We start from the raw sequence: 25768 nt of genomic DNA, 5'->3' as shown, positions 1-25768 counted from the left end.
CCTGATTTAACGCTGCTGTTCGCGCCACCATTCCTCGCTGAGCTCTCCTTGGGCTACCAGTACGGACGGTCCGCGCAGGAAGCTGGTGGCGTCGGTGACGGTGACGACGACCTCGCCGCCGGGCACGCGAACGGTCAGGGCGCCGGTGGCCGCGCCGGCACCGGCCAGCGCGGCGACAGCGGCCGCGACCGTTCCGGTGCCGCACGAGCGCGTTTCGCCCACGCCCCGCTCGTGCACCCGCATGTGCACGGCCCCATCGGCCGGTGCGGTCAGGATCTCGACGTTCACCCCGTCCGGGAATTGGGCGGGATCGAAACTCACCGGCGCGGCGACGTCCAGCACCGCCAGCACCTCGGGAGTCAGTTCCGGGTCCACGCAGGCCAGGTGCGGGTTGCCCACATCGACCGCCAGGCCCGAGAACCGCCGGCCGCCGACGACCGCCTCGCCCGGGCCGAGCGTATTGGCCTTGCCCATGTCGACGCTGACATCGGCGGTGGTCGCATCGACGCGATGCACCGCGACCGGCCGCGGGCCGGCCAGCGACCCGACCACGAATTCGTCGCGGGACTCCATGCCGCTGGCGCGCAGGTAGTGCGCGAAGACCCGCACGCCGTTGCCGCACATCTGGGCGACCGACCCGTCGGCGTTGCGGTAGTCCATGTACCAGTCACCGGCGGCCACCCCGTCGGGCATCCGGTCGAGCACGCCGGCCGACAGCGCCGCGCCCGCGGTGGTGACCCGCAGCACCCCGTCGGCCCCGAGCCCGCGGCGCCGGTCGCAGAGCGCGGCCACCCGCGACTCGGTCAGGCTCAGCTCGGCCTGCGGGTCCGGCAGCACCACGAAGTCGTTCTGGGTGCCGTGGCCCTTCGCGAAATTCACCTGCTCAGGATACGTGGCGCCACACCCGCATGACGGCGTCGACGAGCCGGGCGGGATCGGCGGCATCCAGCCACTGCACGCGATGGTCCCGGCGAAACCACGACCGCTGCCGTCGCACGTAGCGTCGGGTGCCCACGAAGGTCTGCTCGCGGGCCTCGCCGAGTCGCTCCGGACCGCCTCCGGCGTCGAGGGCCGCGAGCACCTGCGCGTAGCCCAGCGCGCGCGAGGCGGTGACCCCGTCGCGCAATCCCCGGTCCAGCAGCGCGACCACCTCGCCGACCAGGCCCTGGTCGAACATCGCGTCGGTGCGCCGGGCCAGCCGCTCGTCGAGAAGTGATGTGTCGCAGTCCAGCCCGACGATGGCGGTGTCCCACCTGGGCGCGCCGATCTGCGGCGCGGACGCGGCGAACGGCTCACCGGTCAGTTCGACCACTTCCAGGGCCCGCACCGTGCGGCGAGCGTCGGTCGGCAGGATGGCCGCGGCCGCGGCGGGATCGCGGCGGGCCAGCTCGGCGTGCAGCTCGCCTACCCCGATCTCGGCGAGCCGCTGCTCCCAGCGCGCGCGCACCGCGGGATCGGTGGCGGGAAACGACCAATCGTCGAGCAGCGACTGGACGTAGAGCATGGAGCCGCCCACGATGATCGGCACCGCACCCCGGGCCGCGATCGCTTCGACGTCGTCGGCGGCGGCGCCCTGATAGCGGGCGACCGTCGCGGTCTCGGCGACGTCGAGGACGTCGAGCTGGTGATGCGGGATGCCGCGACGGGCGGCGACGGGCAGCTTGGCGGTGCCGATGTCCATGCCGCGGTAGAGCTGCATCGCGTCGGCGTTGACGATCTCGGCGCGGACGCCGAGCCGCTCGACCCGTTCCGCGAAGTCGAGGGCCAACTGCGACTTGCCGGTGCCGGTCGGGCCGATGATCGCGACGGGGCGCACGGCGGCCGTCACAGCTGCCAGGCGCCCGCGAAGTAGCCCACCCCATAGGGCGCTCCGCGGTACAGCTCCTTGGCCGATCGGGGTCCGGGATCGGCCAGCCCGGCCAGCACCTGAAACGCGACCCGCCCCAGGATCTGGCGCGGCAGCCGGCGCAGCGCGGCGATATCGCCGACGGCCAGCGCATCGTCCAGCGCCTCTTGCGCGTCGGCGTTGTCCGGGTCGTATCCGCCGGGGGCCGCCGGAGTCAGCGTGTTCGCGCCGTCGGCGACGACCAGCGCCCCGACCGGCTCGGCCAGCCGGTCTATTTCGGCCCGCAGAGCCGCGCCGAGGCGCAGTGCGGCGTCGGCTTCGCGATCCGCGCGATAGATCCGGACCTGCGCGCTGGCGTGCGGCTGGGCCCGTTCGCGCACCCAGCCGGCCAGCAGCGCGCAGACCGGAAACGCGACCGGTGGGGCGGTGTCGTCGGCCTGCGGGGAAAGCCGGACGCGTACGTCGGCGCCGAAACCCGCGAAGGTGCCCACCGCGTCGGGACCCAGCACGGCGTCCTGGGGCCCCACCCCTATCGCCACCCAGCGGTCGGGCAGCAGCGCGGCCGCAGCCAGCGTCGCCGCCTCCAGGTCGGCCACTTCGGCGGCGGCCGCCCCGGCGAGTTCGGGGACGAGGACAGGCGCCGAAGGGACGATCGCGATCGCGCTCAGCACGCCACCAAACTAACGTGACCGCGGCCGCGGTCCGGCATCAGTTCGGTTTGCCCGGGCTCCCGACGTCAGAGGCGAAAGCTGTCCGCCACTACCAGACGGTCGCTGCGAGGGCCGAAGTCGTCGTCTTCGGTCACCCCCCGGGCCGGTACTTCTCGCGGGGCACCACCTGACCCTTGCTCGGCGCGGTCGATGGTGGCGGCTTCGCCGCGGGCCAGGGCGATCGTGGCGATGAGGACCACCGCCACTGCGCCGACCAGCACGAAGGCCTTGGGACCGGTGGCATGCAGCGTCTCGTTCAGCACCAGCACGCCGAGCAGGCCGGCGACCACCGGCTTGGCCACCGTCATCGTCGGCAACGACGCGGTCAGCGCGCCGGCGCGGAACGCCGACTGCTGGAAGATCATCCCGGCCAGCGCCACCAACAGCCAGGGCACGAACTCCGGCGACGTGACCACGCGCAGCAGGCCGTGCTCGGACATCTCGACGATGCCCTTGGTCAGGACCGCGAACAACGCCAGCGACGAACCCGCCACCACCGCGAGCAGCATGGCCGCAAACGGGCTGCCGGCCCGCAGCCGCGCGGCCACCACGCAGGTCACCAGCAGCGGCACCATGACCAGGGCGACGATGAGCCAGATCCGCAGCGGCGCGCGCTGGTCACCGGCAGCCGGGTCGCCGACGATGATGACGACCGCCAATGCGGCGGCCAGGATCAGCGCCCACATCCATTCCCGCGGCTGCACCCGGTGGTGGGCGAGCCGCGCGTAGATGGGCAGTGCGAACAGAAGGGCCGTCACCTGCAGGGCGGTCACCAAGACGACCGACCCCCATGCCAGGGCCGCGGCCTGCAGGCTGTAGTTGGTGATCGCGGCCAGGCCACCCAGCCACCACCGGGTGTCGCGCAGCGACATGCGGAACAGTTCGAGGTGCCCGACCGGCTTGTCGGTGATCTCGTGCGCGGAGCGCTGACGGATCACGTCGCCGACCGCAGATGCCAGCGCCGCGCATAAGGCAAGTAACGCCGCGACATCAACTTTTGACATTGATCGATCCCTCCGCCCGACGGCCGTCCGACCCAGCTTTCCCCGTGGCCCAAGCAAATACACGCACAATTGGCGTTCAGTTCAACTACGAATCTATGACGTTGCACACGTTGCTAATAACGCCGCGGGTAACCGTTCAACTAATACTTCAGCAATCTATGTAACCCGTGGGATAACTCTAAGAGAGCTACACAGCTAGCTGTGAGCGCTGGCTGAGCCCCCTCGCAGCGCGCCGTCGGCCTGCCTCGTCGGGCCGGTCGGGAACGGCAAGGTGGCGGCACGTGCCAGAGCAAGCTGCTTGAATACTGTTAAGAACCTGTTGGGGGCCCCGGCCACGGGCATCCGGCAGACGCAGGAAAACGGTGCCGCTACGCGCGGCAGGCGCGCGGGACGCGGACCGCGCGGAAGGGTTGCGAAAGGGTAGTGACGAGCGCATGACGGCTGACGAGCCTCGCGACGATTCAGCTAGGCCGGTGCCCCGCCCGGGACCGCGCCCCGGTCCCCGGCCGACTCCGCGACCCAGCACCGCTCACCCGCTGGTGATGCCGCCGCCCAGCAATCCGCACCAGTTCGGACGCGTGGACGACGACGGCACGGTGTGGCTGATCAGCTCTGCCGGCGAGCGCATCGTCGGCTCCTGGCAGGCCGGCGACCGGGAGGCGGCGTTCGCCCACTTCGGCCGGCGCTTCGATGACCTGGCCACCGAGGTCACCCTGATGGAGGAGCGCCTGGCCTCCGGGAGCGGTGACGCGCGCAAGATCAAGGCGCACGCGGCCCAGCTGACGGAGGCGTTGCCGACGGCGGCCGTGCTGGGCGATGTCGACGCGCTGGCGGGCCGGCTGAGCGCCATCGTCGAACACGCCGAGGCGGCCGTCGCCGCGGACCGCTCCCGGCGCGAGGAGCATCGGGCCACCCAGACCGCTCGCAAGGAGGCGCTGGCCGCAGAGGCCGAGGAGTTGGCCGCCAACGCGACGCAGTGGAAGGCCGCGGGCGATCGGTTCCGCGCGATCCTCGACGAATGGAAGACGATCAGCGGGGTGGACCGCAAGGTCGACGACGCGCTGTGGAAGCGCTATTCCGCGGCCCGGGAGGCCTTCAACCGGAGGCGGGGATCGCACTTCGCCGAACTGGACCGGGAACGCTCGGGAATCCGCCAGGCCAAGGAACGGCTGTGTGAGCGGGCCGAAGCGCTGTCCGACTCGACAGACTGGACCGCGACCAGCGCCGAATTCCGCAAGCTGCTCACCGAGTGGAAGGCGGCCGGGCGGGCGACCCGGGAGGTCGACGATGCCCTGTGGCGGCGTTTCAAGGCCGCCCAGGACGTGTTCTTCACCGCGCGCAACGCGGTGACGGCGGAAAAGGACGCCGAGTTCCGCGCCAATGCGACCGCCAAGGAGGCGTTGCTGGCCGAGGCGGAGAAGCTGGACACCAGCAATCACGACGCCGCCCGCGCGGCGCTGCGCACGATCACCGAGAAGTGGGACGCGATCGGCAAAGTGCCGCGCGAGCGGTCCGCCGAGCTCGAGCGGCGGCTGCGCGCGGTCGAGAAGAAGGTGCGCGACGCGGGCGACGTCGGCTGGTCTGACCCGCAAGCTCAGGCTCGCGCCGAGCAATTCCAGGCCCGCGCCGAGCAATACGAACAGCAGGCGCAGAAGGCCGCGGCGGCGGGGCGGACCAAGGAGGCCGAAGAGGCCAAAGCCAACGCCGAGCAGTGGCGGCAGTGGGCGCAGGCGGCCGTCGAGGCGCTGACCCGCAAGCCCTAGTGGCGATCAGTCCCCTTTGTCGCCGGGCTCGTCGCGGGTCTGCGGCGCCGGGTTGTCCAGCCCGTCCAGCAGGGTGATCGACTGTTGCGCCGCCGCGACGCGGCGCCGCTGCTCCTCGGCGGCCAGCTGCACGATGGTGCGCGACCAGACCACGCGGGCCCAGTGGTAGATGAGCACGAGCACGGTCAGCCAGGCGACGATCAGGCCCCAGCCCGGCCCCGGGTGCCCCGCGGAGACGGTCTGCCGCGACCAGATCGCCAGCATGCCCGCGGCGCCCGCGATCGCGGTGCCCGCCAACGCAACCCAGGCCAGCGCCCAACGCCGCGTCACCAGGGCAAGCATCGAGAAGCCCACGCCGAACACCAGGGCCAGCCAGGCGAACACGCGCGACGGCAGGGCGACGGCGGCCACGCCGGCGTGGTGGCTACCGAACAGCACATCCCAACCGCGCACGTCACCGGTGTGCGGCAGGATGAAGGACGCCAACAGCACGAACACCAGGATCGACACGAAGAAGGCGCGAGGGCCCGGGTCGAATCCGCGCGCCACCCGGCGCTCGGCGGCCTCGATCTCGGTCCGCAGGGCGTCGAGCTGTGCGTCGTTGTTGATTTCTTTTCTCATAGTGCACATCCAAGGGGTTCGGGCGGGCCGGCGGGCGGCCCGACGGCGGGCATGCCGAGGCCGATGCCGCCCGGGCGCTGCCCGGCCGCCTGCGCATCACCCGCCCGGGTGCGGCGATGCGTGACGATGCCCGCGTCGGCGATGAGGTGGTGCGGTGCGGCGTCGGTGATCACCGTGGTGATGATGTCGCCGGGCCGCACCGGGGTGTCGGCGGGCGCGCCGACGGCTTCCCCGACCGCAAAGTGCACCAACCGGCCGTCGCGGGCCCGCCCGGTCATCCGCGCGGTGCGGCTGTCCTTGCGCCCTTCGCCCGTGGCGACCAGCAGTTCGACGGTCTGCCCGATGAGGGCCTGGTTACCCTCCAGCGAGATCGCCTCCTGCAACGCGATCAGCCGGTCATAGCGTTCCTGCACAACGGCTTTCGGGATCTGCCCGTCCAGGTCGGCGGCCGGGGTGCCGGGCCGCTTGGAGTACTGGAAGGTGAACGCGGCCGAGAACCGGGCCCGGCGCACCACGTCGAGCGTGGCGGCGAAGTCCTCTTCGGTCTCTCCGGGAAAGCCGACGATCAGGTCGGTGGTGATGGCGGCGTGCGGCATGGCGGCCCGGACCCGGTCGATGATGCCCAGGTAGCGCTCGGCACGGTAGGACCGTCGCATCGCGCGCAGCACCCGATCGGATCCGGACTGCAGCGGCATGTGCAGGGCGGGGCAGACATTCGGCGTCTGCGCCATGGCCTCGATGACGTCGTCGGTGAATTCGGCCGGGTGCGGCGAGGTGAACCGCACCCGCTCCAGCCCGTCGATGTCGCCGCAGGCCCGCAGCAGGCGGGCGAAGGCGCCGCGGTCGCGGGGCAGGGCCGGGTCGGCGAAGGACACCCCGTAGGCGTTGACGTTCTGGCCCAGCAGCGTGACCTCGAGCACGCCGTCGTCGACCAGCGAGGCGACCTCGGCCAGGACGTCGTCCGGACTGCGGTCGACCTCCTTGCCCCGCAACGACGGGACGATGCAGAACGTGCAGCTGTTGTTGCACCCAACCGAGATGGAAACCCAAGCGGCGTAGGCGGATTCGCGCGCGCTGGGCAGGGAAGACGGAAATTGCTGCAGCGCCTCGGCGATTTCGACCTGGGCGACCTTGTTGTGTCGGGCGCGTTCCAGCAGCGTGGGCAGCGACCCGATGTTGTGGGTTCCGAAGATGACGTCGACCCAGGGCGCCTTGCGCAGCAACGCGTCCCGGTCTTTTTGGGCCAGGCAGCCGCCGACGGCGATCTGCATCTCGGGATTGCCGCGCTTGCGCGGAGCCAGATGGCTGAGGTTGCCGTACAGCTTGTTGTCGGCGTTCTCCCGCACCGCGCAGGTGTTGAACACCACCACGTCGGCGTCTCCAAAATCCGAGCCCTCGGCGGCGCGCCGATAGCCGGCCGCTTCCAGCAGGCCGGCCAACCGCTCCGAGTCGTGGACGTTCATCTGGCAGCCATAGGTGCGGACTTGGTAGGTGCGCGCGGACACGGCATCGGCCGGCGTGTGTGCGGTCCCGGCGTCCCGCGCCACCATCGAAGTCACCCGGCCATGGTACGGCGACGGGTTGGCGCGGGAGAAACCGCACGTCAAGGGCCTAGACCCGGCGGCGCTCCCGCTCGGCGGCCAACTCGGCGAAAACGACCTCGCATGCCAAGTTCTGGCTGTAACCACGGCGCGCCAGCATCCCCACCAGCCTGCGAGTCACCCGCGCGTCGTCGCCGTCCAGCGTCTCCCGGCGCAGCTTGGACCGCACCAGCTGCTCCGCCCGGTCCCGTTCGGCACCGGCATCGATCCCGGCCAGCACCGAGGTGATCACGTCGTCGCCGACGCCCTTGGTGTGCAACTCGGCGGCCAAGGCGCGCTTGCTCTTGCCGGCGTGCGCCCGGCGGGAATGCACCCACTGCTCGGCGAAGTCGGCGTCGTCGATCAAGCCGACGGAGGCCAACCGGTCGAGCACGCGCCCGCTGACGTCGTCGGGATAGCCACGTTTGGTCAGCTGGCCGTGCAGCTCGGCCCGGGTGCGCGCTCTCGCGGTGAGCAGGCGCAGGCACAGCGCCCGCGCCTGCTCCTCGCGGGAGGGCTCAGAAGTCGACGGGGGCGGGCAAGACGTCGTCATCGGTCACGACCGCGCCAATGCCGAGCTTTTCCTTGATCATCTTCTCGATCTCGTTGGCGACTTCGTCGTTTTCCTTCAGGAAGGTGCGGGCGTTCTCCTTGCCCTGGCCGAGCTGCTCGCCCTCGTAGGTGAACCAGGAACCGGACTTGCGGATGAAGCCCTGCTCCACACCCATGTCGATCAGCGAGCCCTCCCGGCTGATCCCCTGGCCGTAGAGGATGTCGAACTCGGCCTGCTTGAAGGGTGGCGCCACCTTGTTCTTGACGATCTTGACCCGGGTGCGGTTACCGACCGCGTTGGTGCCGTCCTTGAGCGTCTCGATCCGGCGCACGTCCATGCGCACCGACGCGTAGAACTTCAAAGCCTTTCCACCCGTGGTGGTTTCGGGGCTGCCGAACATCACCCCGATCTTCTCGCGCAGCTGGTTGATGAAGATCGCGGTGGTGCCCGAATTGTTCAGCGCGCCAGTCATTTTCCGCAGGGCCTGGCTCATCAGCCGGGCCTGCAGTCCGACGTGACTGTCGCCCATCTCGCCTTCGAGCTCGGCGCGCGGCACCAGCGCGGCCACCGAGTCGATGACCAGGATGTCCAGGGCGCCGGAGCGGATCAGCATGTCGGCGATCTCGAGGGCCTGCTCCCCCGTGTCAGGCTGACTGACCAGCAGGGAATCGGTGTCCACGCCGAGCTTCTTGGCGTACTCCGGGTCCAGGGCGTGCTCGGCGTCGATGAAGGCGGCGACGCCGCCGGCGGCCTGGGCGTTGGCCACCGCGTGCAGGGCGACGGTGGTCTTACCCGAGGATTCCGGGCCGTAGATCTCCACGACCCGGCCGCGGGGCAGCCCGCCGATGCCCAAGGCCACGTCCAGTGCGATGGATCCGGTCGGAATGATCGAGATCGGCTGACGCGTCTCGTCGCCGAGACGCATCACTGAGCCTTTGCCGTAGCTCTTTTCGATCTGGGCCATCGCCAGTTCGAGAGCCTTCTCGCGGTCGGGGGCTTGCGCCATGGTGTCTCTCCTATAGTCGGTGTTCGTCTGACCGGTATCGGTCGGTTGGCGGTGACATTAGAGAAAGCCACCGACAAGTTGACTGGCCGAACGTTCACCACAGTAGCCGAACAGGTGTTCGATTCAAGTTCGACACGCCGCGCGCACCACATTGCGAAAGGCCGGCCCCAGAACAGATGGACATTTCGGCAGAGTTGTCCGAAATCTCGTCTTATGGCGGATTCTTCGCGCTAACCGTGGGTGGTGACGCGGCGGGATGGCATCCGGTCAGGCGGTCCTACGCCGACGGCTGCGCCGACCTCATCGACGCCACCGTCCGGCGCTACCGCACGAACGACCTGCGGATCGGCGCCTCGCTGGTGCACCTCGGCCACGCCGCCCGGCTGTGGTCACCGGTGCTCGCGTGCGCGGTAGGTCACGGCGTGCTGCCCGACCTCGACGATCTGCAACGCGCCGATAGCGGCGCGCAGCTACGGCTGCCCCATCCCGCCGGGGAATCCATCACCTCGCCGGCGCCCGAGGAGCTGTATCGCATCGTCGTGACCGAACACATGCGGCCGCTCGCCGCCGGCCTTCCGGTCAAGCTGGCGCCCGCCCTGCTGGCCGGCAACGTCGCCTCCGCGCTGGTCGGTGCCGCCCAGGCCCTGCTTGTGGCGCGGCCCGACCTGCGGCCGGCGATCGTGCAGACGACCCGGTCGCTACTGGACACCGGCATGATGGCCGGATCCGGGGTCCTCACCGGCCTGGACTTCAGGCGCCGCAGCTGCTGCCTTTTTTATCGTCTGCCCGGGGGCTCGTTATGCGGCGACTGCGGGCTGCACCGGACGCGGCGATAGGGCCGGTCGGACGACGCGGGCGCCGTTTGGCGTCGACGTGTCCGGGTATCTGACCGGCATGTCCTCAGCCGCAACGCAATCCTTGCGCGCCATCGCCTTGGTCTGCTCATTGAAGAAAAGCCCGGCGCCGTCCAGCAGCGAGCTGCTCGCCGATCAGCTGCTCGATCAGCTGCGAAGCGCGGGCGTCGAGGGCCAAAAGGTGCGGTGCGTCGACCTGAACCTGCTGCCGGGCGTCGAAGCCGACATGGGGCCGGGCGATGAGTGGCCGGCGCTGTTGGACAAGGTCAAGGCGGCCGACATCGTGATCGTGTCGACGCCGACCTGGGTGGGTCATATGTCCAGCGTGGCGCAGCGGGTGCTGGAGCGCCTCGACGCCGAGCTGTCCGACACGGACGACGAGGGAAGACCACGGATGGTGGGCAAGGTGGCCCTGGCCGCGGTCGTGGGCAACGAGGACGGCGCGCACAAGATCGTCGCCGACCTCTTTCAGGCGCTCAATGACATCGGATTCTCGATCGCCGCGCAGGGATGCACCTATTGGAACGGCGAGGCCATGCAGGGCAAGGACTACACCGACCTGGACGACGTGCCGGAAGCCGTCGCATCCGCTACCGGCAATGCGGTCCGTAACGCCGTGCACCTCGCCACCGTGTTGCGGCAGAACACTTACCCGGCATACGAATAGCTCACCACTGATCCCGGGGCACGTCGAAGTCCACGCACAACGCCCGCCAGACGTCGCGGGGCTCGATGCCCGCCTCGATGGCCTGAGCGGCCGTGCGTCCGTCGAAGCCGGTCAGCACGTGATCCACCAGCACCGAGGACCCATAGGTGGTGCCGAAGCGCAGTACTACCCGCTCGTGAAACTCCGTCAGCCGCACGCCAGTCAACATACCCAGCCCGCGTACATGGGACACCTGAGCGGCCGCTACCTCCAGCTGGCCGGCAGGTCGATGATGTGATTCGGGCAGTCCTCATGCACCGCAATCGACATCACGTCGCGCGCGCGTTGAGCAGACATGGTGGCGCGCAATTGCATGAAGGCGTACTCGGCAGGCGCTAGTCCCTGCTGGGCGGCGGCCGGATCGTCCATCAACTGGCACGCCTGCTGTTCCTCGGGGCTGTCGGCGTGCGCCACGGTTGCACCGCCCAGCGTCCCCGCCAGCAGGGCGCCGGCGGCGATTGTCGTGATGATCTTCATCGGCTGCCTCCCGCCGAAGCATAGGTCGGCCGGGACCGCGAGCGGCGGATCATCCGGTCACCGCGAGCGCGTCGCGGCACACCCGGACCGGATCGGCGACGTCGGCGATGCCGGCGGCCGCCGTCCGCGCCGCCGCCCGGTAGCGGGGCGATGACAGCACCTCGTTCACGGCGGCCACCAGCGCGTCGGCGGTCAGCGGCCGGATCAGCCGCGCGCCGCCCTGGCGCAGCACCCGGTTGGCGATCTCCCACTGGTCGCCGCCGCCGGGCACCACCACCAGCGGCACGCCGGCCAGCAGCGTCTTGGCCACCATGCCGTGGCCGCCACCGCAGATCACCAGGTCGGCATGCGCCAACAACTCGTCCTGACGTCCCAGCCCTACCGTCGCCCACGGCGGCACCGTCAGCTCCGGTCCGTCCAACCGCGACACCAGCAGGCGCGATCCCGCCGGCAGGGTCTCCCCCGGCGTCAAGCACCCCAGCGCGACCTCGGCGAGGCCCTCGGTCCCGATCACGGCGGTCGAGGGCGCGACGACCACGACCGGCCCGGAGCCGGCCGGGACCTCGAGGATCCGGTCGGTCGGCTCGAAATGCAGCGGCCCGACCACGACGGCCTCGGCTGGCCAGTCGGGGCGGGATACTTCCAGCGCGGGCAGCGTCGCAATCAGCCGCCGCAGCGGCCCCGGGTCGCGCGCCGGCAGCCCGATCTCGACGCGCGCGTCCGCGCGCTGCTGCAGGCCGGTGCGCACGGATCGCGCCGTCAGCGCGCGCATCGTGGCGTCGCGCAGCCGGCCCCGGATGCCGGTGCCCGGCGCCAGCCCGCTGCCAATCGGCGGCAGGCCCTTCGACGGCAGGTACAGCGGATGCGGGTTGAGCTCGATCCACGGGATGCCCAGCAGTTCGGCGGCCATGCCGCCGCCGGCGGTGATGACGTCCGACACCACCAGGTCGGGCGCCAGGTCGCGCAGCGCGGGCACGTTGAGCACGGCCATCCGCGCGGCGCGCCGGTGGATGCGGGCCCCGGCGTCGACGTCTTCGTCGGTGGCCACCAACCCGTCCAGCTCGACGGCCTTCACGCCGGCGGCACGCGCGGTGTCGAGCCATTCGGGGCCGGTGAACAGCGTGGGCTCGTCTCCGGCTGCGGCGAAGCGCCGGCACAGCGCAATGGCCGGGAACGAATGCCCGGGATCCGGCCCGGCGACCACGGCGAGGCGCATCGTGCTCACCCTGCCACAGCGCCCGATCGCCCCGCGCCTACGCTGGCAAGATGACCGAGCTGACTGGCACAACCGTTGCGAACACCCGTACGGTCGAAGGATTCCTGTACGCCCTGCAGGACGCGGATTACGACGCCGCCGACGCCGCGCTGGCCGACGACCTCGTCTACGAAAACGTCGGCCTGCCCACCATCCGTGGCCGGGCCAGGGCCATGAAGTTGTTTCGCCAGATGGAGGGCCGCGCCGCCTTCGAGGTGAAGATCCATCGCATCGCGGCCGACGGCGGCGCGGTGCTCACCGAACGCACCGACGCGCTGATCTTCGGCCCGCTGCGGCTGCAGTTCTGGGTGTGCGGCGTGTTCGAGGTCCACAACGGGCGGATCACGTTGTGGCGGGACTACTTCGACTTCTTCGACATGCTCAAGGCCACCGCCCGCGGTCTGGCGGCGCTGCTGCTGCCGTCGCTCAAAGCGTCGTTCTAGCAATATGATCCGCGCGGCACGCTAGCCCGTCCCGCGCAATCCGCCGAGTTCGTCGAACGCCTGCGCCCAGCCGACCAGGCGATCGGTCGCGCCGGCCAGCTCGACGCGATACTGCTGCGATGCCGCGGATCCATCGCCGTTCGCCGAGGACACCAATTGCGCTGCCGCGGTGACCATTTCGTTGTACTGGCGGACGCCGGCGGACAGCTGCGCGGTGAACGCGTTGATGGTGGGCACCAGATACGACCGCGATTCCTCGCTGGCCTGCGCCGCCCGCTCCATCGACACCACCTGTGCCGCGGTGGACGCCATGGCCGCCGAGGTCCTGGTGGCGGCCGCGGTCAGGTCGCGGATCTCGGCCGCGGGCAACATCGCGCCCCGCTCGATCACGGCCACCAATGACGTAAACCCTCGCTCCGAGGCCCCCAACGCGTACATCGCGGGGCGCGCCGCCGAACCCGGCGGCGGCAGCCGGCGCGCGCCCGCGGCCCGGGGTATCGGCAACGACTCGGACCGCAGCCAGCGATAGCGAAGCAGCAACAGCGTCGCGGGGATGGCCATGAAAACCGCGACGCCCCCGGTGATTTCCAGCAGCAGTGCGAACCAACCCCAGGCCGCCAGCAGCATCGTCACCGCCGCCCAGAACACACACCCGGCACTGAAGATCAGTCCCCAGCGAAGCGCGCGGCGACGGCGACGCAGCTGGCGTGCGCGCGGGTCCGCGACCGCGCTGATCCGGCGGGCCACCAAGTCGGAGAGGTCGGCCGCGGTGGCCAGCCCGCGGTGCAGCAGCGCACGCCACGGCCCGGGCTGTGCTGCTTTCACCGCAACGACGCTTCGACTACTGGCCAAGCGGCTTCTCGGCGACCGAGCCGCCCGCGCTTTCCGCGGGCGCTGGGGTGGCGGGGGTGGTGGGAGCGGCCGGCGCGCCACCGGTCGGCAGGGCCTCGCCACGCATCGAGGCGCGAATCTGCTCCAGCCGCGAATGGCCGGCCATTTGGACGCCGGCCTGCTCGACCTCGAGCATCCGGCCCTGCACCGAACCCTGCGCGAGCTCGGCCGCCCCGATCGCGTTGGCATACCGCCGCTCGATCTTATCGCGCACCTCGTCGAGGCTGGGAACGTTGCCGGGGGCGGCGAGGTCGCTCATCGACTGCAGCGACGCGCTCACCTGCTCCTGCATCTTGGCCTGCTCGAGCTGGCTGAGCAGCTTGGTGCGCTCGGCGATCTTCTGCTGAAGCACCATGGCGTTCTGCTCGACGGCCTTCTTGGCCTGCGCGGCCGCGCCCAGCGCCTGGTCGTGCAGCGTTTTTAGGTCTTCGACGCTCTGCTCGGCGGTCACCAGCTGGGCGGCGAACGCCTCGGCGGCGTTGTTGTACTCGGTGGCCTTCGCGGTGTCACCGGACGCGGTCGCCTGATCGGCCAGCGTCAACGCCTGACGGACGTTGACCTGCAGCTTCTCCACATCCGCCAGCTGACGGTTCAGCCGCATCTCCAGTTGCCGCTGGTTGCCGATGACCTGCGCGGCCTGCTGGGTCAGCGCCTGATGCGTGCGTTGCGCTTCCTCGATGGCCTGCTGGATCTGGACTTTGGGGTCTGCGTGCTCGTCGATCTTGGCGTTGAACAGCGCCGCGAGGTACTTCCACGCCTTGACGAACGGATTGGCCATGAGTGAGCTCCACCTTCGCTTCTTGAGGATCCGGAGGGTCCCCGGATGGGCCTGAACGGGCTCTGCGCCTGTCGCTCAATTTAACGGGTCGGCGCCGATCGCCCCACCCCTTACGCGGATCGGGTCCCGGCGCTCAGGCGAGCGCCAACGACGCCACCGGCGGGATGACGACCTTGATGCTGGTGCTGGCGGTCCCATCCGCGGGCGCGCCGACGGCCGCACGTTCTTCGCTGGCCATCCGCTCGCCGGCGTGGGTGAGAACCGACGACAGCGGGACGTCCAACGCGTCGCAGATCGCGTTCAGCAGCTCGCTGGATGGCTCCTTGCGGCCGCGCTCGACCTCGGACAGGTATCCGAGGCTCACCCGCGCCGAATCGGACACCTCGCGCAGCGTCCTGCCCTGTGTCGTGCGGGCCTCGCGCAGCACGTCGCCGATGACCTCGCGCACCAATGGCGGCATCCCGCCCTCCTTCGTCCAGTCGGCCCTGCGCGGCACGTACTCGCTTGCCTCCGGCAGGGGCTCTCTAGGTGAACGCCGTCGGCGGTGGTCTGGTTCCCATTTGGCGCCGCCGGAATCAGCCGGGTGTGCGGCGTACTTCCCGGACGGTCGAGACGACGTAGTCGATACCCGTGATGACGGTGAGCACGATCGCCGCGGCCATCACCACCGCCGCGGCCACCCGGAAGGGCCCCGCCAGGGGCAGTACGAACAATCCGATGGCCAGCACCTGCACCACGGTCTTGAGTTTGCCGCCCCAACTGGCCGGGATGACGCCGCGACGAATCACGGCCAGTCGCAGCACGGTGACCCCGAACTCGCGGGCCAGGATCACGACCGTGACCCACCACGGCAGTTCACCGAGCATCGACAGCCCGATCAGCGCCGACCCCACCAGTGTCTTGTCTGCGATCGGGTCGACGAAAGCGCCGAATTCGGTTGCCATGCCGTAGTTGCGGGCCAGCAGGCCGTCGAGCCGATCGGTGATGCAGGCGGCCGCGAAGATCACGAAAGCAACCACCCGGAAACCGCTTTGATGGCCGTCCCCGGCGAACAGCGCGAGCAAGAAGATCGGCACCAGGACGAGCCGCAACAGGGTCAGCGTATTGGCCAAATTGGCGATGTTCGCGCGGCCTGCCGCCGGACCCGTCTGCGGCTGCCCCGACACGGCAACAGAATAGCGGTTGACCAGCACACCCGGTTGCGATGTCGATACTGTTAGCCGTGACCCATGATCCGCAGCGTCCTCGGCCGCTGGTTCGGCGCGCGCGAACGTCCGACGTGCCGGCCATCAAACACTTGGTCGACACCTATGCGGGAAAGATCCTGCTGGAGAAGAACCTCGTGACGTTGTACGAGGCCGTCCAGGAATTCTGGGTGGCCGAACACGAGGGCCAGGTGGTCGGTTGCGGCGCGCTGCACGTGTTGTGGTCGGACCTCGGCGAGGTGCGCACCGTCGCCGTCAGCCCGGCGCTGACCGGCCACGGCATCGGCCACGCGATCGTCGACCGGCTGCTGGAGGTCGCCCGCGAGCTGCAGCTCAAGCGGCTGTTCGTGTTGACGTTCGAAACCGAGTTCTTCGCCCGGCACGGATTCACCGAGATCGAGGGCACGCCGGTCACCGCCGAGGTCTTCGAGGAGATGTGCCGCTCCTACGACATCGGTGTCGCCGAATTCCTGGACCTCAGCTACGTCAAGCCGAACATCCTCGGCAACTCGCGGATGCTGCTGGTGTTGTAGAACGCCGAGCGTGAACTGGCGGCGGGATTCCGGCCAGTTCTTCGCCTTGAGTGCACGCTCGGCGTTGAACCCGGCCGCTATTCCGGGTCGCCCCCGTCGGCGTCGCTTCCGCCCCGGATCAACGCCAGCGTTCCGGCCAGCTCGTCGGGCTTGATCAGCACCTCGCGCGCCTTGGAGCCCTCCGACGGTCCGACGATGCCGCGGGTCTCCATCAGGTCCATCAGCCGGCCGGCCTTGGCGAAGCCGACGCGCAGCTTGCGCTGCAACATCGAGGTGGAGCCGAACTGGCTGGACACCACCAGCTCGACGGCCTGCAGGAACACGTCCATGTCGTCGCCGATGTCGGGGTCGACGTCGGTGCGTTCCCCGGTGGGCTTGGCGGTCGTGACGCCCTCGGTGTACTCGGGCTCGGCCTGGTCCTTGCAGGCGGTGACGACGGCCTGGATCTCCTCGTCGGTGATGAACGCGCCCTGCAACCGGATCGGCTTGCCCGCGCCCATCGGCAGAAACAGGCCGTCGCCCATGCCGATCAGTTTTTCGGCGCCGGCCTGGTCCAGGATGACGCGGCTGTCGGTCAGCGACGACGTGGCGAACGCCAGCCGGGACGGCACGTTCGTCTTGATCAGACCGGTGACCACGTCCACCGACGGGCGCTGGGTGGCCAGCACCAGGTGAATGCCTGCGGCCCGGGCCTTTTGGGTGATCCGCACGATGGCGTCCTCGACGTCGCGCGGCGCCGTCATCATCAGGTCGGCCAGCTCGTCGACGATCGCCACCACATACGGGTAGGGCCGGTATTCACGCTGGCTGCCCAGCGGCGCGGTGATGACACCGGCGCGCACCTTCTCGTTGAAGTCGTCGATGTGCCGCACCCGGGACGCCTGCATGTCCTGGTAGCGCTGCTCCATCTCCTCGACCAGCCACGCCAGCGCGGCGGCCGCCTTCTTGGGCTGCGTGATGATCGGGGTGATCAGGTGCGGAATGCCTTCGTACGGCGTGAGTTCCACCATTTTCGGGTCGATCAGGATCATCCTGACCTCCTCCGGGGTCGCGCGCGCCAGCAGCGACACCAGCATCGAGTTGACGAAGCTGGACTTACCGGATCCGGTCGAGCCGGCCACCAGCAGGTGCGGCATCTTGGCCAGGTTGGCCGAGATGAAGTCGCCCTCGATGTCCTTGCCGAGCCCGATCACCAGCGGGTGGTGGTCGCGCCGGGTCGAGGGAGCGGTGAGCACGTCGGCCAGCCGCACCATCTCTCGGTCGGTGTTGGGCACCTCGATGCCCACAGCCGACTTGCCGGGGATCGGCGCCAGCATGCGCACGCTCTCGGTGGCCACCGCGTAGGCGATGTTCTTCTGCAGGGCGGTGATCTTCTCGACCTTCACGCCCGGTCCCAGCTCGACCTCGTAGCGGGTGACGGTCGGCCCGCGGGTGCAGCCGGTCACGGCGGCGTCGACCTTGAACTGGGTCAGCACCTCGGTGATGGCGTCGGCCATGACGTTGTTGGCGGCGCTGCGCTTCTTGGGCGGATCGCCCGCCACCAGCAGGCTGAGCGAGGGCAGCGTGTAGGGACCCTCGACGATCCGGTCGAGTTCCACGGTGTCGTGCTTGCCCGCCGACCGGCCGCGCTTGCGGCCCCGCGACGCCTGCAGGGCGGGCTGGATGGCGGGTTCGGGCACGGTCGGGATGTCGTCCTGCAGCGCGGCCTCGGCCTCGTCGTCCGGCGACCAGGCGGCCGACTCGGGAACCGAAGGAGCGTCGTCGTAGTCGTCGTCGTGGGCCGCTTCGGCGTCGTCGTCGAACTCGTCCGCGTAGTCGTACGGCTCGTCGTCGCCGACCAGCCGGGTGCCGAACATGGCCCGCACCACGTCGGGCACCTCCCGGATGGTGGTTCCGGTCAGCAGCAACAGGCCGAACATGAACCCGATGAACAACAACGGCGCGGCAATCCAGGGCGTGAGCCCGTCCGAGAGCGGGCCGCCGATGGCGAAGCCGATGAAACCGGCCGCGCGGCGGCGCGCCTCCGGGTCCCCCGGCGAGCCCGACCACAGGTGGCGCAAACCGAGGACCGACAGCGTGATCAGGCTGGTGCCGAGGATCAGCCGGGGGCGCACATCCGGGTTGGGCTCGGTGCGCATCAGGGTCACCGCCACCGCCGCGGTGGCCGCCGGCAGCGCCAGCACACCGGCGCCGATGAAGGTCCGCAGCAGCGTGTCGACCCACGTGCCGACCGGTCCGGCGGCGTGGAACCACGAGCTCGCGACGACCACCACGGAAAAGCCCAGCAGTACCAGCGCGATGCCATCGCGGCGATGCCCGGGATCGATGTCGTGGGCTCGCCCGATCGACCGGGCCGCGCCGCCGGTCCCCCGGGCGGCCATCAACCAGATCGCGCGGATGGCGCGACCACACGTCAGTCCGGCCCCGACCAGCGGGGCGTGATTGCGCCGCCGGGCGGGCTTGCTGACCTTCTTGCGGGGCGCCGCCGGGCGCGCACCCCGGGACCCGCTGGCGCGCGAAGTGGCCTTTGACCTGCTCGTTCGGCTTCCGGAGCGGGCGGCGGTCTTACTGGGCATGACGGCAAGGGTAGTCGCAACGGCATCATCTACACCACCCGCCACACTGGTAACCCTCCGGCCTTGTCAGGCACGGTGCGGCCGGGGCGCCAAATCGCGTGAGTAGGGTGACATTCGGTTGCGAGAAGTCGTGCTCGTCACCGGATCCCACAGCGCCCAGGAGGCCATCAATGCCCGTTGTCGTCGTCGCCACCATGACTGTCAAACCCGAGTCGGTCGACACCGTTCGCGACATCCTCACGCGGGCGGTCGAAGAAGTGCACGACGAGCCGGGCTGCCAGTTGTATTCGCTGCACCAGTCCGACGAGACCTTCGTCTTCGTCGAGCAGTGGGCAGACGCCGAGGCGCTCAAGGCGCACAGCACCGCGCCGGCGATCGGCAAGATGTTCACCGCGGCGGGTGAGCACCTCGTCGGCGCCCCCGACATCAAGATGCTGCAGCCGGTGTCGGCCGGCGACCCGGCCAAAGGCCAGTTGCGGCCCTGATGGCCCGCTCGCCAGAAGGCCCCCTGAAAGGCAAAGTCGCCTTCATCACCGGCGCCGCGCGCGGGCAGGGCCGCGCGCACGCGGTGCGGCTGGCCGCCGACGGCGCCGACATCATCGCCGTCGACCTGTGCGACCAGATCGCCAGCGTCCCCTACCCGCTGGCCACCCCCGAGGACTTGGCCGCCACGGTGAAGCTGGTGCAAGACACCGGCGCGCGGATCGTGGCCGCTCGCGGCGACGTCCGCGACCGCGAATCGCTGGCGGCCGCCTTGCAGGCGGGCCTGGACGAGTTCGGCCGCCTCGACATCGTGGTGGCCAACGCCGGGATCGCCCCCATGCAATCCGGTGACGACGGCTGGCACGACGTCATCGACGTCAACCTCACCGGCGTCTACCACACCATCAAGGTCGCGATACCCACGATGGTCAAGCAGGGCACCGGCGGGTCGATCGTGCTGATCAGTTCGAGCGCCGGGCTGGCCGGGGTCGGCAGCCCGGACGCCGGTTCCGTCGGCTACGCCGCCGCCAAGCACGGTGTGGTCGGGCTGATGCGTGTCTACGCGAATCTGCTTGCCGGGCAGATGATCCGGGTCAACTCGATCCACCCGTCCGGCGTCGAGACGCCGATGATCAACAACGAATTCACCCGGGAGTGGCTGGCCAAGATGGCCGCCGCGACGGACACGCCGGGCGCGATGGGCAACGCCATGCCGGTGGAGGTGCTGGACGTCGAGGACGTCGCCAACGCGGTGGCGTGGCTGGTGTCCGACCAGGCGCGCTACATCACCGGGGTAACCCTGCCCGTCGACGCGGGTTTCTTGAACAAGTAATGGCGATGGCACGAAACCCGGTCGCGCAGACGGCATTTGGCCCGATGTTACTGGCCGCGGTCGAGCAGAACGAGCCGCCCGGCCGCCGCCTGGTCGACGACGACTTCGCCGAACTCTTCCTGCCCGCGCCGCTGCGGTGGCTCGTCGGGGCGACCCGGTTCGCGCCGGTTCGGCGGTTGATGATCCGCGGCTCGGAGTTCACCGGTCCGGGACTGTGGGCGAATCTGGCGTGCCGCAAGCGTTTCATCACCGACAAGGTCCAGGAATCACTCGACGACGTCAACGCCGTCGTCATCCTCGGAGCGGGCCTGGACACCCGCGCCTACCAGTTGACGCGGCGGGTCCGCATTCCGGTGTTCGAGGTCGACCTGCCGGTCAACGTGGCGAGGAAGCTCAAGACGGTCCGCCGCGTGCTCGGCGAGCCGCCGCTGTCGGTTCGGTTGGTGGCGTTGAACCTCGAGCATGACGACCTGCTCACCTCGCTCGCCGAGCACGGTTACCGCACCGACTACCGGGCGTTCTTCATCTGCGAAGGCGTCACCCAATACCTCACCGAAGCCACCGTCCGGCGCACGCTGGACGGGCTGCGCGCAACCGCGCCGGGCAGCCGTCTGGTGTTCACCTACGTCCGTAGCGATTTCATCGACGGCACCAACCGGTATGGCACCCGGACGCTGTACCGCACCGTACGCCAGCGCCGGCAACTGTGGCATTTCGGCTTGCAGCCCGACGACGTCGCGGCGTTCCTCGCCGAGTACGGCTGGCGGCTGGTGGAGCAGGCCGGTCCCGACGAGCTCGTCGAGCGTTATGTCGAGCCCACCGGCCGCAAACTCACAGCGTCGCAACTGGAGTGGTCGGCCTACGCCGAGAAGCTCTGAGCGCAGAGTCCTGCGCGACACTTAAACGTCTGCGACGACACGCCGGCCATCATCGCAATGGTTTAAGTCTCGCGCGTCGGCCTACGCCGAGAGGTCGCCGCTAGACCTCGATGACGGTCGGCACGATCATCGGCTGCCTGCGGTAGGTTTCGCCCACCCACTTGCCGACGGTGCGCCGCACCCCCTGGGCGATGCGACTCGGATCGGTGATGTTCTCGGCCTGCAGCGCTTCCAGCTCGGCCTCTACCCTGCGCACGGCGGGCTCCAGCGCCTTCGGATCCTCGGAGAACCCGCGCGAATGCAGGTGCGGCGGGGCGACCGGGCGGCCGGTGCCGCGCGCGACCACCACGGTCACCGCCACGAAACCCGACGACAGGATGAGCCGTTCGCCCAGCGTGATGTCGCCGACGTCGCCGTTGATCAGGCCGTCGACGAACATCTTGCCGACCGGCACCGCGCCGGCGATCGAGGCCTTGCCGGCGACCAGGTCGACGCTCACCCCGTTCTCGGCCAGCAGGATCGACTCCTCCGGCACGCCGGTACGAGCCGCCAGTTTGGCGTTGGCGCGCAGCATGCGCCACGTCCCGTGCACGGGCATGACGTGGCGCGGCCGAATCCCGTTGTACAGAAACAACAGTTCCCCGGCGTAGGCGTGGCCCGAAACATGCACGCGGGCTTGCGCATTGGTCACGACGCGGGCCCCGATCTTGGCGAGCTCGTCGATGACGCCGTAGACCGCTTCCTCGTTGCCCGGGATCAGCGAGGACGCCAGCACCACCAGGTCGCCCGCGGTCAGCGTGATGCTGCGGTGCTCGCCCCGCGACATCCGCGACAGCGCCGACATCGGTTCGCCCTGGGTGCCGGTAGTAATCAGCACCACCTGCTCGGGCGGCATCATCTCGGCGGCGCCGATGTCGATCACGTCCGAGTCGGCCACCCGCAGGAATCCGAGTTCCCGGGCGATTCCCATGTTGCGCACCATCGATCGGCCGACGAACGACACCCGCCGGCCCAAAGCGACTGCGGCATCGATGATTTGCTGCACCCGGTCCACGTTGGAGGCGAAGCATGCCACGATGACCCGGCCTTCGGCACCGCGGATCAAGCGGTGCAGCGTCGGGCCCACTTCACTTTCCGAGGGCCCGACGCCGGGATGCTCGGAATTGGTTGAGTCACAAAGAAACAGGTCCACGCCGGCGTCACCGAGCCTCGACATGCCGGGCAGGTCGGTCGGGCGGCCGTCCAGAGGAAGCTGGTCGAGCTTGATGTCACCGGTGTGCAGGATCGTCCCCGCCCCGGTGTGCACGGCGATCGCCAGCGCGTCGGGAATGGAGTGGTTGACGGCGAAGTATTGACATTCGAACACGCCGTGACTGCTCTTCTGGCCCTCGGCCACCTCGACGAACACGGGCTTGAGGCGGTGCTCGCGGCACTTCGCGGCGACCAGCGCCAGCGTGAACTTCGAGCCGACCACCGGAATGTCGGGGCGCAACTTGAGCAGGAACGGAATGCCGCCGATGTGGTCCTCGTGGGCGTGCGTGAGCACCAGCGCCTCGATGTCGTCGAGCCGGTCTTCGATGTGACGCAGATCCGGCAGGATCAGATCCACCCCGGGTTCGTCATGGGTGGGGAACATCACCCCGCAGTCGATGACCAACAGGCGGCCCAGATGCTCGAAAACCGTCATGTTGCGGCCGATTTCGCTGATGCCACCCAGTGCAGTGACCCGCAACCCTCCCGTGGCCAAAGGGCCTGGCGGGGCGAGGTCTACATCCACTTCTCGGAAACTCCCCGGGTCACCGCAGCACCGAGGCCGCTCGCATGTCCGCGGCCAACTCGTCGAGTTGTTCTGGTGTCGCGGGCATTTGCGGCAGTCGCGGATCGCCGACGTCGATACCTTGCAGACGCAGACCGGCCTTCGACAGGGTCACCCCGCCCAGGCGGGCCATCGCGTCGCACAGCGGGGCGACGGTGGCGTTGATCTTGCGGGCGGTGGCGATGTCCCCGGAGCTGAAGGCGGCCAACATTTCCCGAAGTTGTCCGGCGGCCACGTGCGAAATCACGCTGATGAATCCGGTGGCGCCCATGGCCAGCCACGGCAGGTTCAGCGCGTCGTCGCCCGAGTAGTAGGCCAGGCCGGTGTCGGCGATGATCTGGCCGCCGCTGTGCAGGTCGGCCTTCGCGTCCTTGATCCCGACGATGTTGGGGTGGGCGGCCAGCGCGCGGATGGTCTCGGGCTGGATCGGTATCACCGAACGCGGCGGGATGTCGTAGAGCAGCACGGGCAGGTCGGTCGCGTCGGCGACGGTGGTGAAGTGGGCGATCAGCCCGCTCTGGGGCGGCTTCGAGTAGTACGGCGTGACCACCAGCAGCCCGTGGGCGCCCTCGGCCGCGCATGCCTTGGCCAGGCGGACGCTGTGGGCGGTGTCATAGGTGCCCGCACCGGCGATGACGCGGGCCCGGTCGCCGACCGCCTCCAGCACGACGCGCAGCAGTTCACGCTTCTCGTCGTCGGTGGTGGTCGGGGACTCGCCCGTGGTTCCGGAAACCACCAGCCCGTCACAGCCGGCGTCGATCAGGTGATTGGCCAGCTGTGCGGCGGCGGCGATGTCGACGGAGCCGTCGCGGTCAAACGGCGTGACCATCGCGGTCAGCAAGGTCCCCAACCGCGCTGGGGCGTCGAATCCGACCGTGCTCACGCTGCTAGGTTACCTGGCCCCGGCAAGGTGATTAGCATCCGCGTTGCGCGCCGGCGCATCAGGCTTCGGTCGCCAGCGGGCTGGTCGCGACCTCGGTGCCGTCGGCCAGCGTGGAGATTTCGAAGTCGGCGAACACCGCCGGCGCCACGCCGGTCAACTGCCGCAGGCACTCGATGGCGAGCCGCCGGATCTCCACGTCGGCGTGCTCGCTGGCGCGCATCGCGATGAAGTGGCGCCACGCCCGGTAGTTGCCGGTGACGACGATGCGGGTTTCAGTCGCGTTGGGCAGCACGGAGCGGGCCGCCTGGCGGGCCTGTTTGCGACGCAACACCGCGTTCGGTTGGTCCGCGAACTTCGCCTCCAGCTTCGCCAGCAGCTCGGTGTAGGTGGCGCGGCTGGCGTCCGCGGCCGCGGCCAGGATCCGCTGCAGTTCCGGATCGTCTTCCATGCCCGGCGGCAGGACGACGTGCGATTCCTTCTCGGGGACGTAGCGCTGCGACAGCTGCGAATAGGAGAAGTGCCGATGCCGAATCAGCTCATGGGTGCACGATCGCGAGATGCCGGTGATGTAGAACGACACACTCCCGTGTTCGAGCACCGAGAAGTGGCCGACATCGATGATGTGCTTGATGTAGCCGGCGTTGGTCGCGGTCTTGGGGTTCGGTTTCGACCAGCTCTGGTAGCAGGCCCGGCCGGCGAACTCGACCAGCGCGGCCCCGCCGTCGGCGTCGGTGGCCCACGGCACGTCGGGGGGTGCCAAGAAGTCGGTCTTGGCGATCAGTTGCACGCGCAGCGGCGCGATCTCGGCCACGGCGCTCACCTTAGCCCGGCGACGCTGGCCTCAACTGACCCGCTTGGCCGCCGCGCGCAGCTCGGCGGCCAGATCTCCGCGGCCGGCGACGCTCAACCCGCCCAGGCCCAGCCACGACGCCATGGACTCGCACTCACGGGCCAGCGCCGCGGCGACGCGGGGCTTGGTCACACCGGGCTCGCCGAACGCACCCAGGACCCGCAGCGAGTCGGCGGCGCGGTCGGCCTTGAGGTCGACCCGCGCCACCAGTCGTCCGTCCATGAGTAGCGGCCACACGTAGTAGCCGTACCGCCGCTTGGCGGCCGGGGTGTAAATCTCTATGCGGTAATGGAATTCGAACAATCGCTCGACGCGTGGGCGAAAGAAGATGAGTGGGTCGAACGGGCACAGCAACGCGGTGCCGCGGTCGGTGCGGGGCACCGTGCGCCCCGCCCGCAGATAGGCCGGTGCGGACCAGCCGTCGACGTCGGCCGGCTCGATGTCTCCGGCGGCCACCAGTGCGGCGATCGCCGGCTTGATCTGTTGCGCCGACAGCCGAAAGTAGTCGCGGATGTCGGCCTCGGTGCCCACGCCCAACGCGGTGGCGGCCCGCAGCGCGAGCTCGCGGATCGCCTCGTGGTCGTCGACCTCGCGGGCCAGCACGCCGGCCGGCAGCACCCGTTCCACCAAGTCGTAGTGGCGAGCGAAGCCCACCCGGGTGGCGGTGGTGAGCACGCCGGCCGAGAACAGCGCCTCGGCCACCCACTTGGTGTCGCTGCGGCTGCCCCACCAGCTTCCCCTGGGCCCGCGTGTTTCGGCTTCCAGATGGGCCTCGATCTGCCCGGCGGTGCTGGGCCCGAGTTCGGCGACGGCGGCGACGATCTTGTCGGCAAGTTCCGGGTTGGCCTTGACGATGTGGGTGCCCCACCGGCCGTGGGAGTACTGGCGCATCCGCCAGCGCAGCAGCGGCCAGTCCTCGACGGCCATCAGCGCGGCCTCGTGCGCCCAGTACTCCGCCAGCAGCCGCGACGACCGCGGGCCCCAGGCGGCGCGGTCGAGCACGTCACGGTCGTAGGGGCCGAGCCGGCTGAACACCGGCGCGTAGTGTGCGCGCACCGCCACCGAGACCGAATCCAGTTGCAGCACCTGAATTCTGGAGATCAACCGCTTCAGGTGGGCCCGGGTGACCTCGCCACCGGGCCGGGGTTCGGTAAATCCTTGGGCCGCAACGGCTATCCGCCGGGCTTGGGCGGCCGATAGCCTGCGGGTCGACACGCGCCGAGAA

Annotated in this window: 28 protein-coding genes; 8 read left to right on the top strand and 20 right to left on the bottom strand. The window is 69.7% G+C overall.

Annotated features, from left to right (window positions below):
• Positions 1-6: 6 nt before the first annotated feature.
• From dapF to AC5Y30_RS15200, 4 genes are all read right to left on the bottom strand, one after another.
• Positions 7-879, bottom strand: coding sequence for a diaminopimelate epimerase (gene dapF, locus AC5Y30_RS15215; protein ID WP_499919352.1), 873 nt, complete (start codon positions 877-879; stop codon positions 7-9).
• A gap of 4 nt (positions 880-883) precedes the next feature.
• Positions 884-1816, bottom strand: coding sequence for a tRNA (adenosine(37)-N6)-dimethylallyltransferase MiaA (gene miaA / locus AC5Y30_RS15210; protein WP_499919820.1), 933 nt, complete (start codon positions 1814-1816; stop codon positions 884-886).
• A gap of 8 nt (positions 1817-1824) precedes the next feature.
• Complete coding sequence (locus AC5Y30_RS15205; protein WP_499919346.1) at positions 1825-2517, bottom strand: class III extradiol ring-cleavage dioxygenase family protein; 693 nt, start codon at positions 2515-2517, stop codon at positions 1825-1827.
• Between the two features lie 65 nt (positions 2518-2582).
• The gene (locus AC5Y30_RS15200) at positions 2583-3560 is read right to left on the bottom strand and encodes a DMT family transporter (protein ID WP_499919344.1); all 978 of its coding nucleotides are present in this window, start codon (positions 3558-3560) and stop codon (positions 2583-2585) included.
• A 434-nt stretch (positions 3561-3994) separates the two neighbouring features.
• Here AC5Y30_RS15200 and AC5Y30_RS15195 point away from each other — a divergent pair, with 434 nt between their 5' ends.
• Positions 3995-5323 (top strand): DUF349 domain-containing protein, encoded by a 1329-nt coding sequence (locus AC5Y30_RS15195; RefSeq protein WP_499919343.1) that lies wholly within the window; start codon positions 3995-3997, stop codon positions 5321-5323.
• Between the two features lie 6 nt (positions 5324-5329).
• Here AC5Y30_RS15195 and AC5Y30_RS15190 read toward each other — a convergent pair whose 3' ends face one another.
• The 4 genes from AC5Y30_RS15190 to recA form a co-directional block, all read right to left on the bottom strand.
• Positions 5330-5944, bottom strand: coding sequence for an Rv2732c family membrane protein (locus tag AC5Y30_RS15190; RefSeq protein ID WP_499919342.1), 615 nt, complete (start codon positions 5942-5944; stop codon positions 5330-5332).
• The gene (gene miaB, locus AC5Y30_RS15185) at positions 5941-7494 is read right to left on the bottom strand and encodes a tRNA (N6-isopentenyl adenosine(37)-C2)-methylthiotransferase MiaB (protein WP_499919819.1); all 1554 of its coding nucleotides are present in this window, start codon (positions 7492-7494) and stop codon (positions 5941-5943) included. The genes AC5Y30_RS15190 and miaB overlap by 4 nt, the downstream gene beginning before the upstream one ends.
• Positions 7495-7555: 61 nt before the next feature.
• On the bottom strand, positions 7556-8077 hold the full coding sequence (gene recX, locus AC5Y30_RS15180) for a recombination regulator RecX (protein ID WP_499919341.1): 522 nt from the start codon (positions 8075-8077) through the stop codon (positions 7556-7558).
• Positions 8043-9083 (bottom strand): recombinase RecA, encoded by a 1041-nt coding sequence (gene recA / locus AC5Y30_RS15175; RefSeq protein ID WP_007774959.1) that lies wholly within the window; start codon positions 9081-9083, stop codon positions 8043-8045. Before recA ends, recX begins: the two co-directional genes overlap by 35 nt.
• Positions 9084-9259: 176 nt before the next feature.
• Here recA and AC5Y30_RS15170 point away from each other — a divergent pair, with 176 nt between their 5' ends.
• Both AC5Y30_RS15170 and AC5Y30_RS15165 read left to right on the top strand, forming a co-directional pair.
• The gene (locus tag AC5Y30_RS15170; protein ID WP_499919339.1) at positions 9260-9919 is read left to right on the top strand and encodes a (2Fe-2S)-binding protein; all 660 of its coding nucleotides are present in this window, start codon (positions 9260-9262) and stop codon (positions 9917-9919) included.
• A gap of 58 nt (positions 9920-9977) precedes the next feature.
• Positions 9978-10604, top strand: a complete 627-nt coding sequence (locus AC5Y30_RS15165) for a flavodoxin family protein (RefSeq protein ID WP_499919337.1) — start codon at positions 9978-9980, stop codon at positions 10602-10604.
• A gap of 1 nt (position 10605) precedes the next feature.
• On the opposite strand, the gene AC5Y30_RS15160 is transcribed toward AC5Y30_RS15165, so the two are convergent.
• From AC5Y30_RS15160 to AC5Y30_RS15150, 3 genes are read right to left on the bottom strand one after another with little or no spacing between them, the layout of a single operon-like run.
• Complete coding sequence (locus AC5Y30_RS15160; protein ID WP_431602678.1) at positions 10606-10800, bottom strand: DUF3046 domain-containing protein; 195 nt, start codon at positions 10798-10800, stop codon at positions 10606-10608.
• A gap of 47 nt (positions 10801-10847) precedes the next feature.
• Positions 10848-11120, bottom strand: a complete 273-nt coding sequence (locus AC5Y30_RS15155; RefSeq protein ID WP_499919336.1) for a hypothetical protein — start codon at positions 11118-11120, stop codon at positions 10848-10850.
• 49 nt (positions 11121-11169) lie between these two features.
• Positions 11170-12336, bottom strand: coding sequence for a glycosyltransferase (locus AC5Y30_RS15150; RefSeq protein WP_499919335.1), 1167 nt, complete (start codon positions 12334-12336; stop codon positions 11170-11172).
• A gap of 50 nt (positions 12337-12386) precedes the next feature.
• On the opposite strand from AC5Y30_RS15150, the gene AC5Y30_RS15145 reads away from it, so the two are divergent.
• Entirely contained in the window at positions 12387-12818 is a 432-nt protein-coding gene (locus AC5Y30_RS15145) for a limonene-1,2-epoxide hydrolase family protein (RefSeq protein ID WP_499919334.1), read from the top strand.
• 21 nt (positions 12819-12839) lie between these two features.
• Here AC5Y30_RS15145 and pspM read toward each other — a convergent pair whose 3' ends face one another.
• The 4 genes from pspM to pgsA all read right to left on the bottom strand — a co-directional run bounded on the left by pspM (position 12840) and on the right by pgsA (position 15653).
• Positions 12840-13670 carry a phage shock envelope stress response protein PspM gene (gene pspM, locus AC5Y30_RS15140; protein ID WP_499919333.1) on the bottom strand — a complete coding sequence of 277 codons (831 nt, stop codon included), beginning with the start codon at positions 13668-13670 and terminating at the stop codon, positions 12840-12842.
• Positions 13660-14487 (bottom strand): phage shock protein PspA, encoded by an 828-nt coding sequence (pspA, locus tag AC5Y30_RS15135; protein WP_499919332.1) that lies wholly within the window; start codon positions 14485-14487, stop codon positions 13660-13662. The genes pspM and pspA overlap by 11 nt, the downstream gene beginning before the upstream one ends.
• Positions 14488-14620: 133 nt before the next feature.
• Positions 14621-14947: a transcriptional regulator ClgR gene (gene clgR, locus AC5Y30_RS15130; protein WP_499919331.1), complete on the bottom strand. Its 327-nt coding sequence runs from the start codon at positions 14945-14947 to the stop codon at positions 14621-14623.
• A 115-nt stretch (positions 14948-15062) separates the two neighbouring features.
• Positions 15063-15653, bottom strand: coding sequence for a CDP-diacylglycerol--glycerol-3-phosphate 3-phosphatidyltransferase (gene pgsA / locus AC5Y30_RS15125; protein ID WP_499919330.1), 591 nt, complete (start codon positions 15651-15653; stop codon positions 15063-15065).
• 38 nt (positions 15654-15691) lie between these two features.
• Between pgsA and AC5Y30_RS15120 the strand changes: the two genes are divergently transcribed.
• Positions 15692-16225: an amino-acid N-acetyltransferase gene (locus AC5Y30_RS15120; protein WP_499919329.1), complete on the top strand. Its 534-nt coding sequence runs from the start codon at positions 15692-15694 to the stop codon at positions 16223-16225.
• A gap of 77 nt (positions 16226-16302) precedes the next feature.
• Here the strand turns inward: AC5Y30_RS15120 and AC5Y30_RS15115 are convergent, their stop codons facing one another.
• Positions 16303-18801 (bottom strand): DNA translocase FtsK, encoded by a 2499-nt coding sequence (locus AC5Y30_RS15115; RefSeq protein WP_499919328.1) that lies wholly within the window; start codon positions 18799-18801, stop codon positions 16303-16305.
• A 170-nt stretch (positions 18802-18971) separates the two neighbouring features.
• Here AC5Y30_RS15115 and AC5Y30_RS15110 point away from each other — a divergent pair, with 170 nt between their 5' ends.
• From AC5Y30_RS15110 to AC5Y30_RS15100, 3 genes are read left to right on the top strand one after another with little or no spacing between them, the layout of a single operon-like run.
• Positions 18972-19286: a putative quinol monooxygenase gene (locus AC5Y30_RS15110; RefSeq protein WP_499919327.1), complete on the top strand. Its 315-nt coding sequence runs from the start codon at positions 18972-18974 to the stop codon at positions 19284-19286.
• Positions 19286-20116 (top strand): mycofactocin-coupled SDR family oxidoreductase, encoded by an 831-nt coding sequence (locus AC5Y30_RS15105; protein WP_499919326.1) that lies wholly within the window; start codon positions 19286-19288, stop codon positions 20114-20116. Before AC5Y30_RS15110 ends, AC5Y30_RS15105 begins: the two co-directional genes overlap by 1 nt.
• Before the next feature lie 5 nt (positions 20117-20121).
• Positions 20122-20994 (top strand): SAM-dependent methyltransferase, encoded by an 873-nt coding sequence (locus AC5Y30_RS15100; RefSeq protein WP_499919325.1) that lies wholly within the window; start codon positions 20122-20124, stop codon positions 20992-20994.
• 100 nt (positions 20995-21094) lie between these two features.
• Here AC5Y30_RS15100 and AC5Y30_RS15095 read toward each other — a convergent pair whose 3' ends face one another.
• The 4 genes from AC5Y30_RS15095 to AC5Y30_RS15080 are packed head-to-tail and all read right to left on the bottom strand — an operon-like array spanning position 21095 to position 25758.
• The gene (locus AC5Y30_RS15095; protein ID WP_499919323.1) at positions 21095-22771 is read right to left on the bottom strand and encodes a ribonuclease J; all 1677 of its coding nucleotides are present in this window, start codon (positions 22769-22771) and stop codon (positions 21095-21097) included.
• 19 nt (positions 22772-22790) lie between these two features.
• Positions 22791-23693, bottom strand: a complete 903-nt coding sequence (gene dapA, locus AC5Y30_RS15090) for a 4-hydroxy-tetrahydrodipicolinate synthase (RefSeq protein ID WP_499919322.1) — start codon at positions 23691-23693, stop codon at positions 22791-22793.
• 58 nt (positions 23694-23751) lie between these two features.
• Entirely contained in the window at positions 23752-24504 is a 753-nt protein-coding gene (gene thyX / locus AC5Y30_RS15085; RefSeq protein WP_499919321.1) for an FAD-dependent thymidylate synthase, read from the bottom strand.
• A 30-nt stretch (positions 24505-24534) separates the two neighbouring features.
• Positions 24535-25758 carry a winged helix-turn-helix domain-containing protein gene (locus AC5Y30_RS15080; RefSeq protein ID WP_499919320.1) on the bottom strand — a complete coding sequence of 408 codons (1224 nt, stop codon included), beginning with the start codon at positions 25756-25758 and terminating at the stop codon, positions 24535-24537.
• Positions 25759-25768: the final 10 nt, after the last annotated feature.

It is taken from the genome of Mycobacterium sp. NGS27, from assembly GCF_059813005.1.
This window is presented reverse-complemented; position numbering and strand designations above follow the sequence as displayed.

Bases quoted from the DNA above. Each gene is read 5' to 3' on its own strand.
- AC5Y30_RS15200 (WP_499919344.1), bottom strand. From the start codon at position 3,560: ATGTCAAAAGTTGATGTCGCGGCGTTACTTGCCTTATGCGCGGCGCTG.
- AC5Y30_RS15195 (WP_499919343.1), top strand. From the start codon at position 3,995: ATGACGGCTGACGAGCCTCGCGACGATTCAGCTAGGCCGGTGCCCCGC.
- AC5Y30_RS15190 (WP_499919342.1), bottom strand. From the start codon at position 5,944: ATGAGAAAAGAAATCAACAACGACGCACAGCTCGACGCCCTGCGGACC.
- miaB (WP_499919819.1), bottom strand. From the start codon at position 7,494: ATGGTGGCGCGGGACGCCGGGACCGCACACACGCCGGCCGATGCCGTG.
- recX (WP_499919341.1), bottom strand. From the start codon at position 8,077: ATGACGACGTCTTGCCCGCCCCCGTCGACTTCTGAGCCCTCCCGCGAG.
- recA (WP_007774959.1), bottom strand. From the start codon at position 9,083: ATGGCGCAAGCCCCCGACCGCGAGAAGGCTCTCGAACTGGCGATGGCC.
- AC5Y30_RS15170 (WP_499919339.1), top strand. From the start codon at position 9,260: ATGGACATTTCGGCAGAGTTGTCCGAAATCTCGTCTTATGGCGGATTC.
- AC5Y30_RS15165 (WP_499919337.1), top strand. From the start codon at position 9,978: ATGTCCTCAGCCGCAACGCAATCCTTGCGCGCCATCGCCTTGGTCTGC.
- AC5Y30_RS15155 (WP_499919336.1), bottom strand. From the start codon at position 11,120: ATGAAGATCATCACGACAATCGCCGCCGGCGCCCTGCTGGCGGGGACG.
- AC5Y30_RS15150 (WP_499919335.1), bottom strand. From the start codon at position 12,336: ATGCGCCTCGCCGTGGTCGCCGGGCCGGATCCCGGGCATTCGTTCCCG.
- AC5Y30_RS15145 (WP_499919334.1), top strand. From the start codon at position 12,387: ATGACCGAGCTGACTGGCACAACCGTTGCGAACACCCGTACGGTCGAA.
- pspA (WP_499919332.1), bottom strand. From the start codon at position 14,487: ATGGCCAATCCGTTCGTCAAGGCGTGGAAGTACCTCGCGGCGCTGTTC.
- clgR (WP_499919331.1), bottom strand. From the start codon at position 14,947: ATGCCGCCATTGGTGCGCGAGGTCATCGGCGACGTGCTGCGCGAGGCC.
- AC5Y30_RS15120 (WP_499919329.1), top strand. From the start codon at position 15,692: ATGTCGATACTGTTAGCCGTGACCCATGATCCGCAGCGTCCTCGGCCG.
- AC5Y30_RS15115 (WP_499919328.1), bottom strand. From the start codon at position 18,801: ATGCCCAGTAAGACCGCCGCCCGCTCCGGAAGCCGAACGAGCAGGTCA.
- AC5Y30_RS15110 (WP_499919327.1), top strand. From the start codon at position 18,972: ATGCCCGTTGTCGTCGTCGCCACCATGACTGTCAAACCCGAGTCGGTC.
- AC5Y30_RS15105 (WP_499919326.1), top strand. From the start codon at position 19,286: ATGGCCCGCTCGCCAGAAGGCCCCCTGAAAGGCAAAGTCGCCTTCATC.
- AC5Y30_RS15100 (WP_499919325.1), top strand. From the start codon at position 20,122: ATGGCACGAAACCCGGTCGCGCAGACGGCATTTGGCCCGATGTTACTG.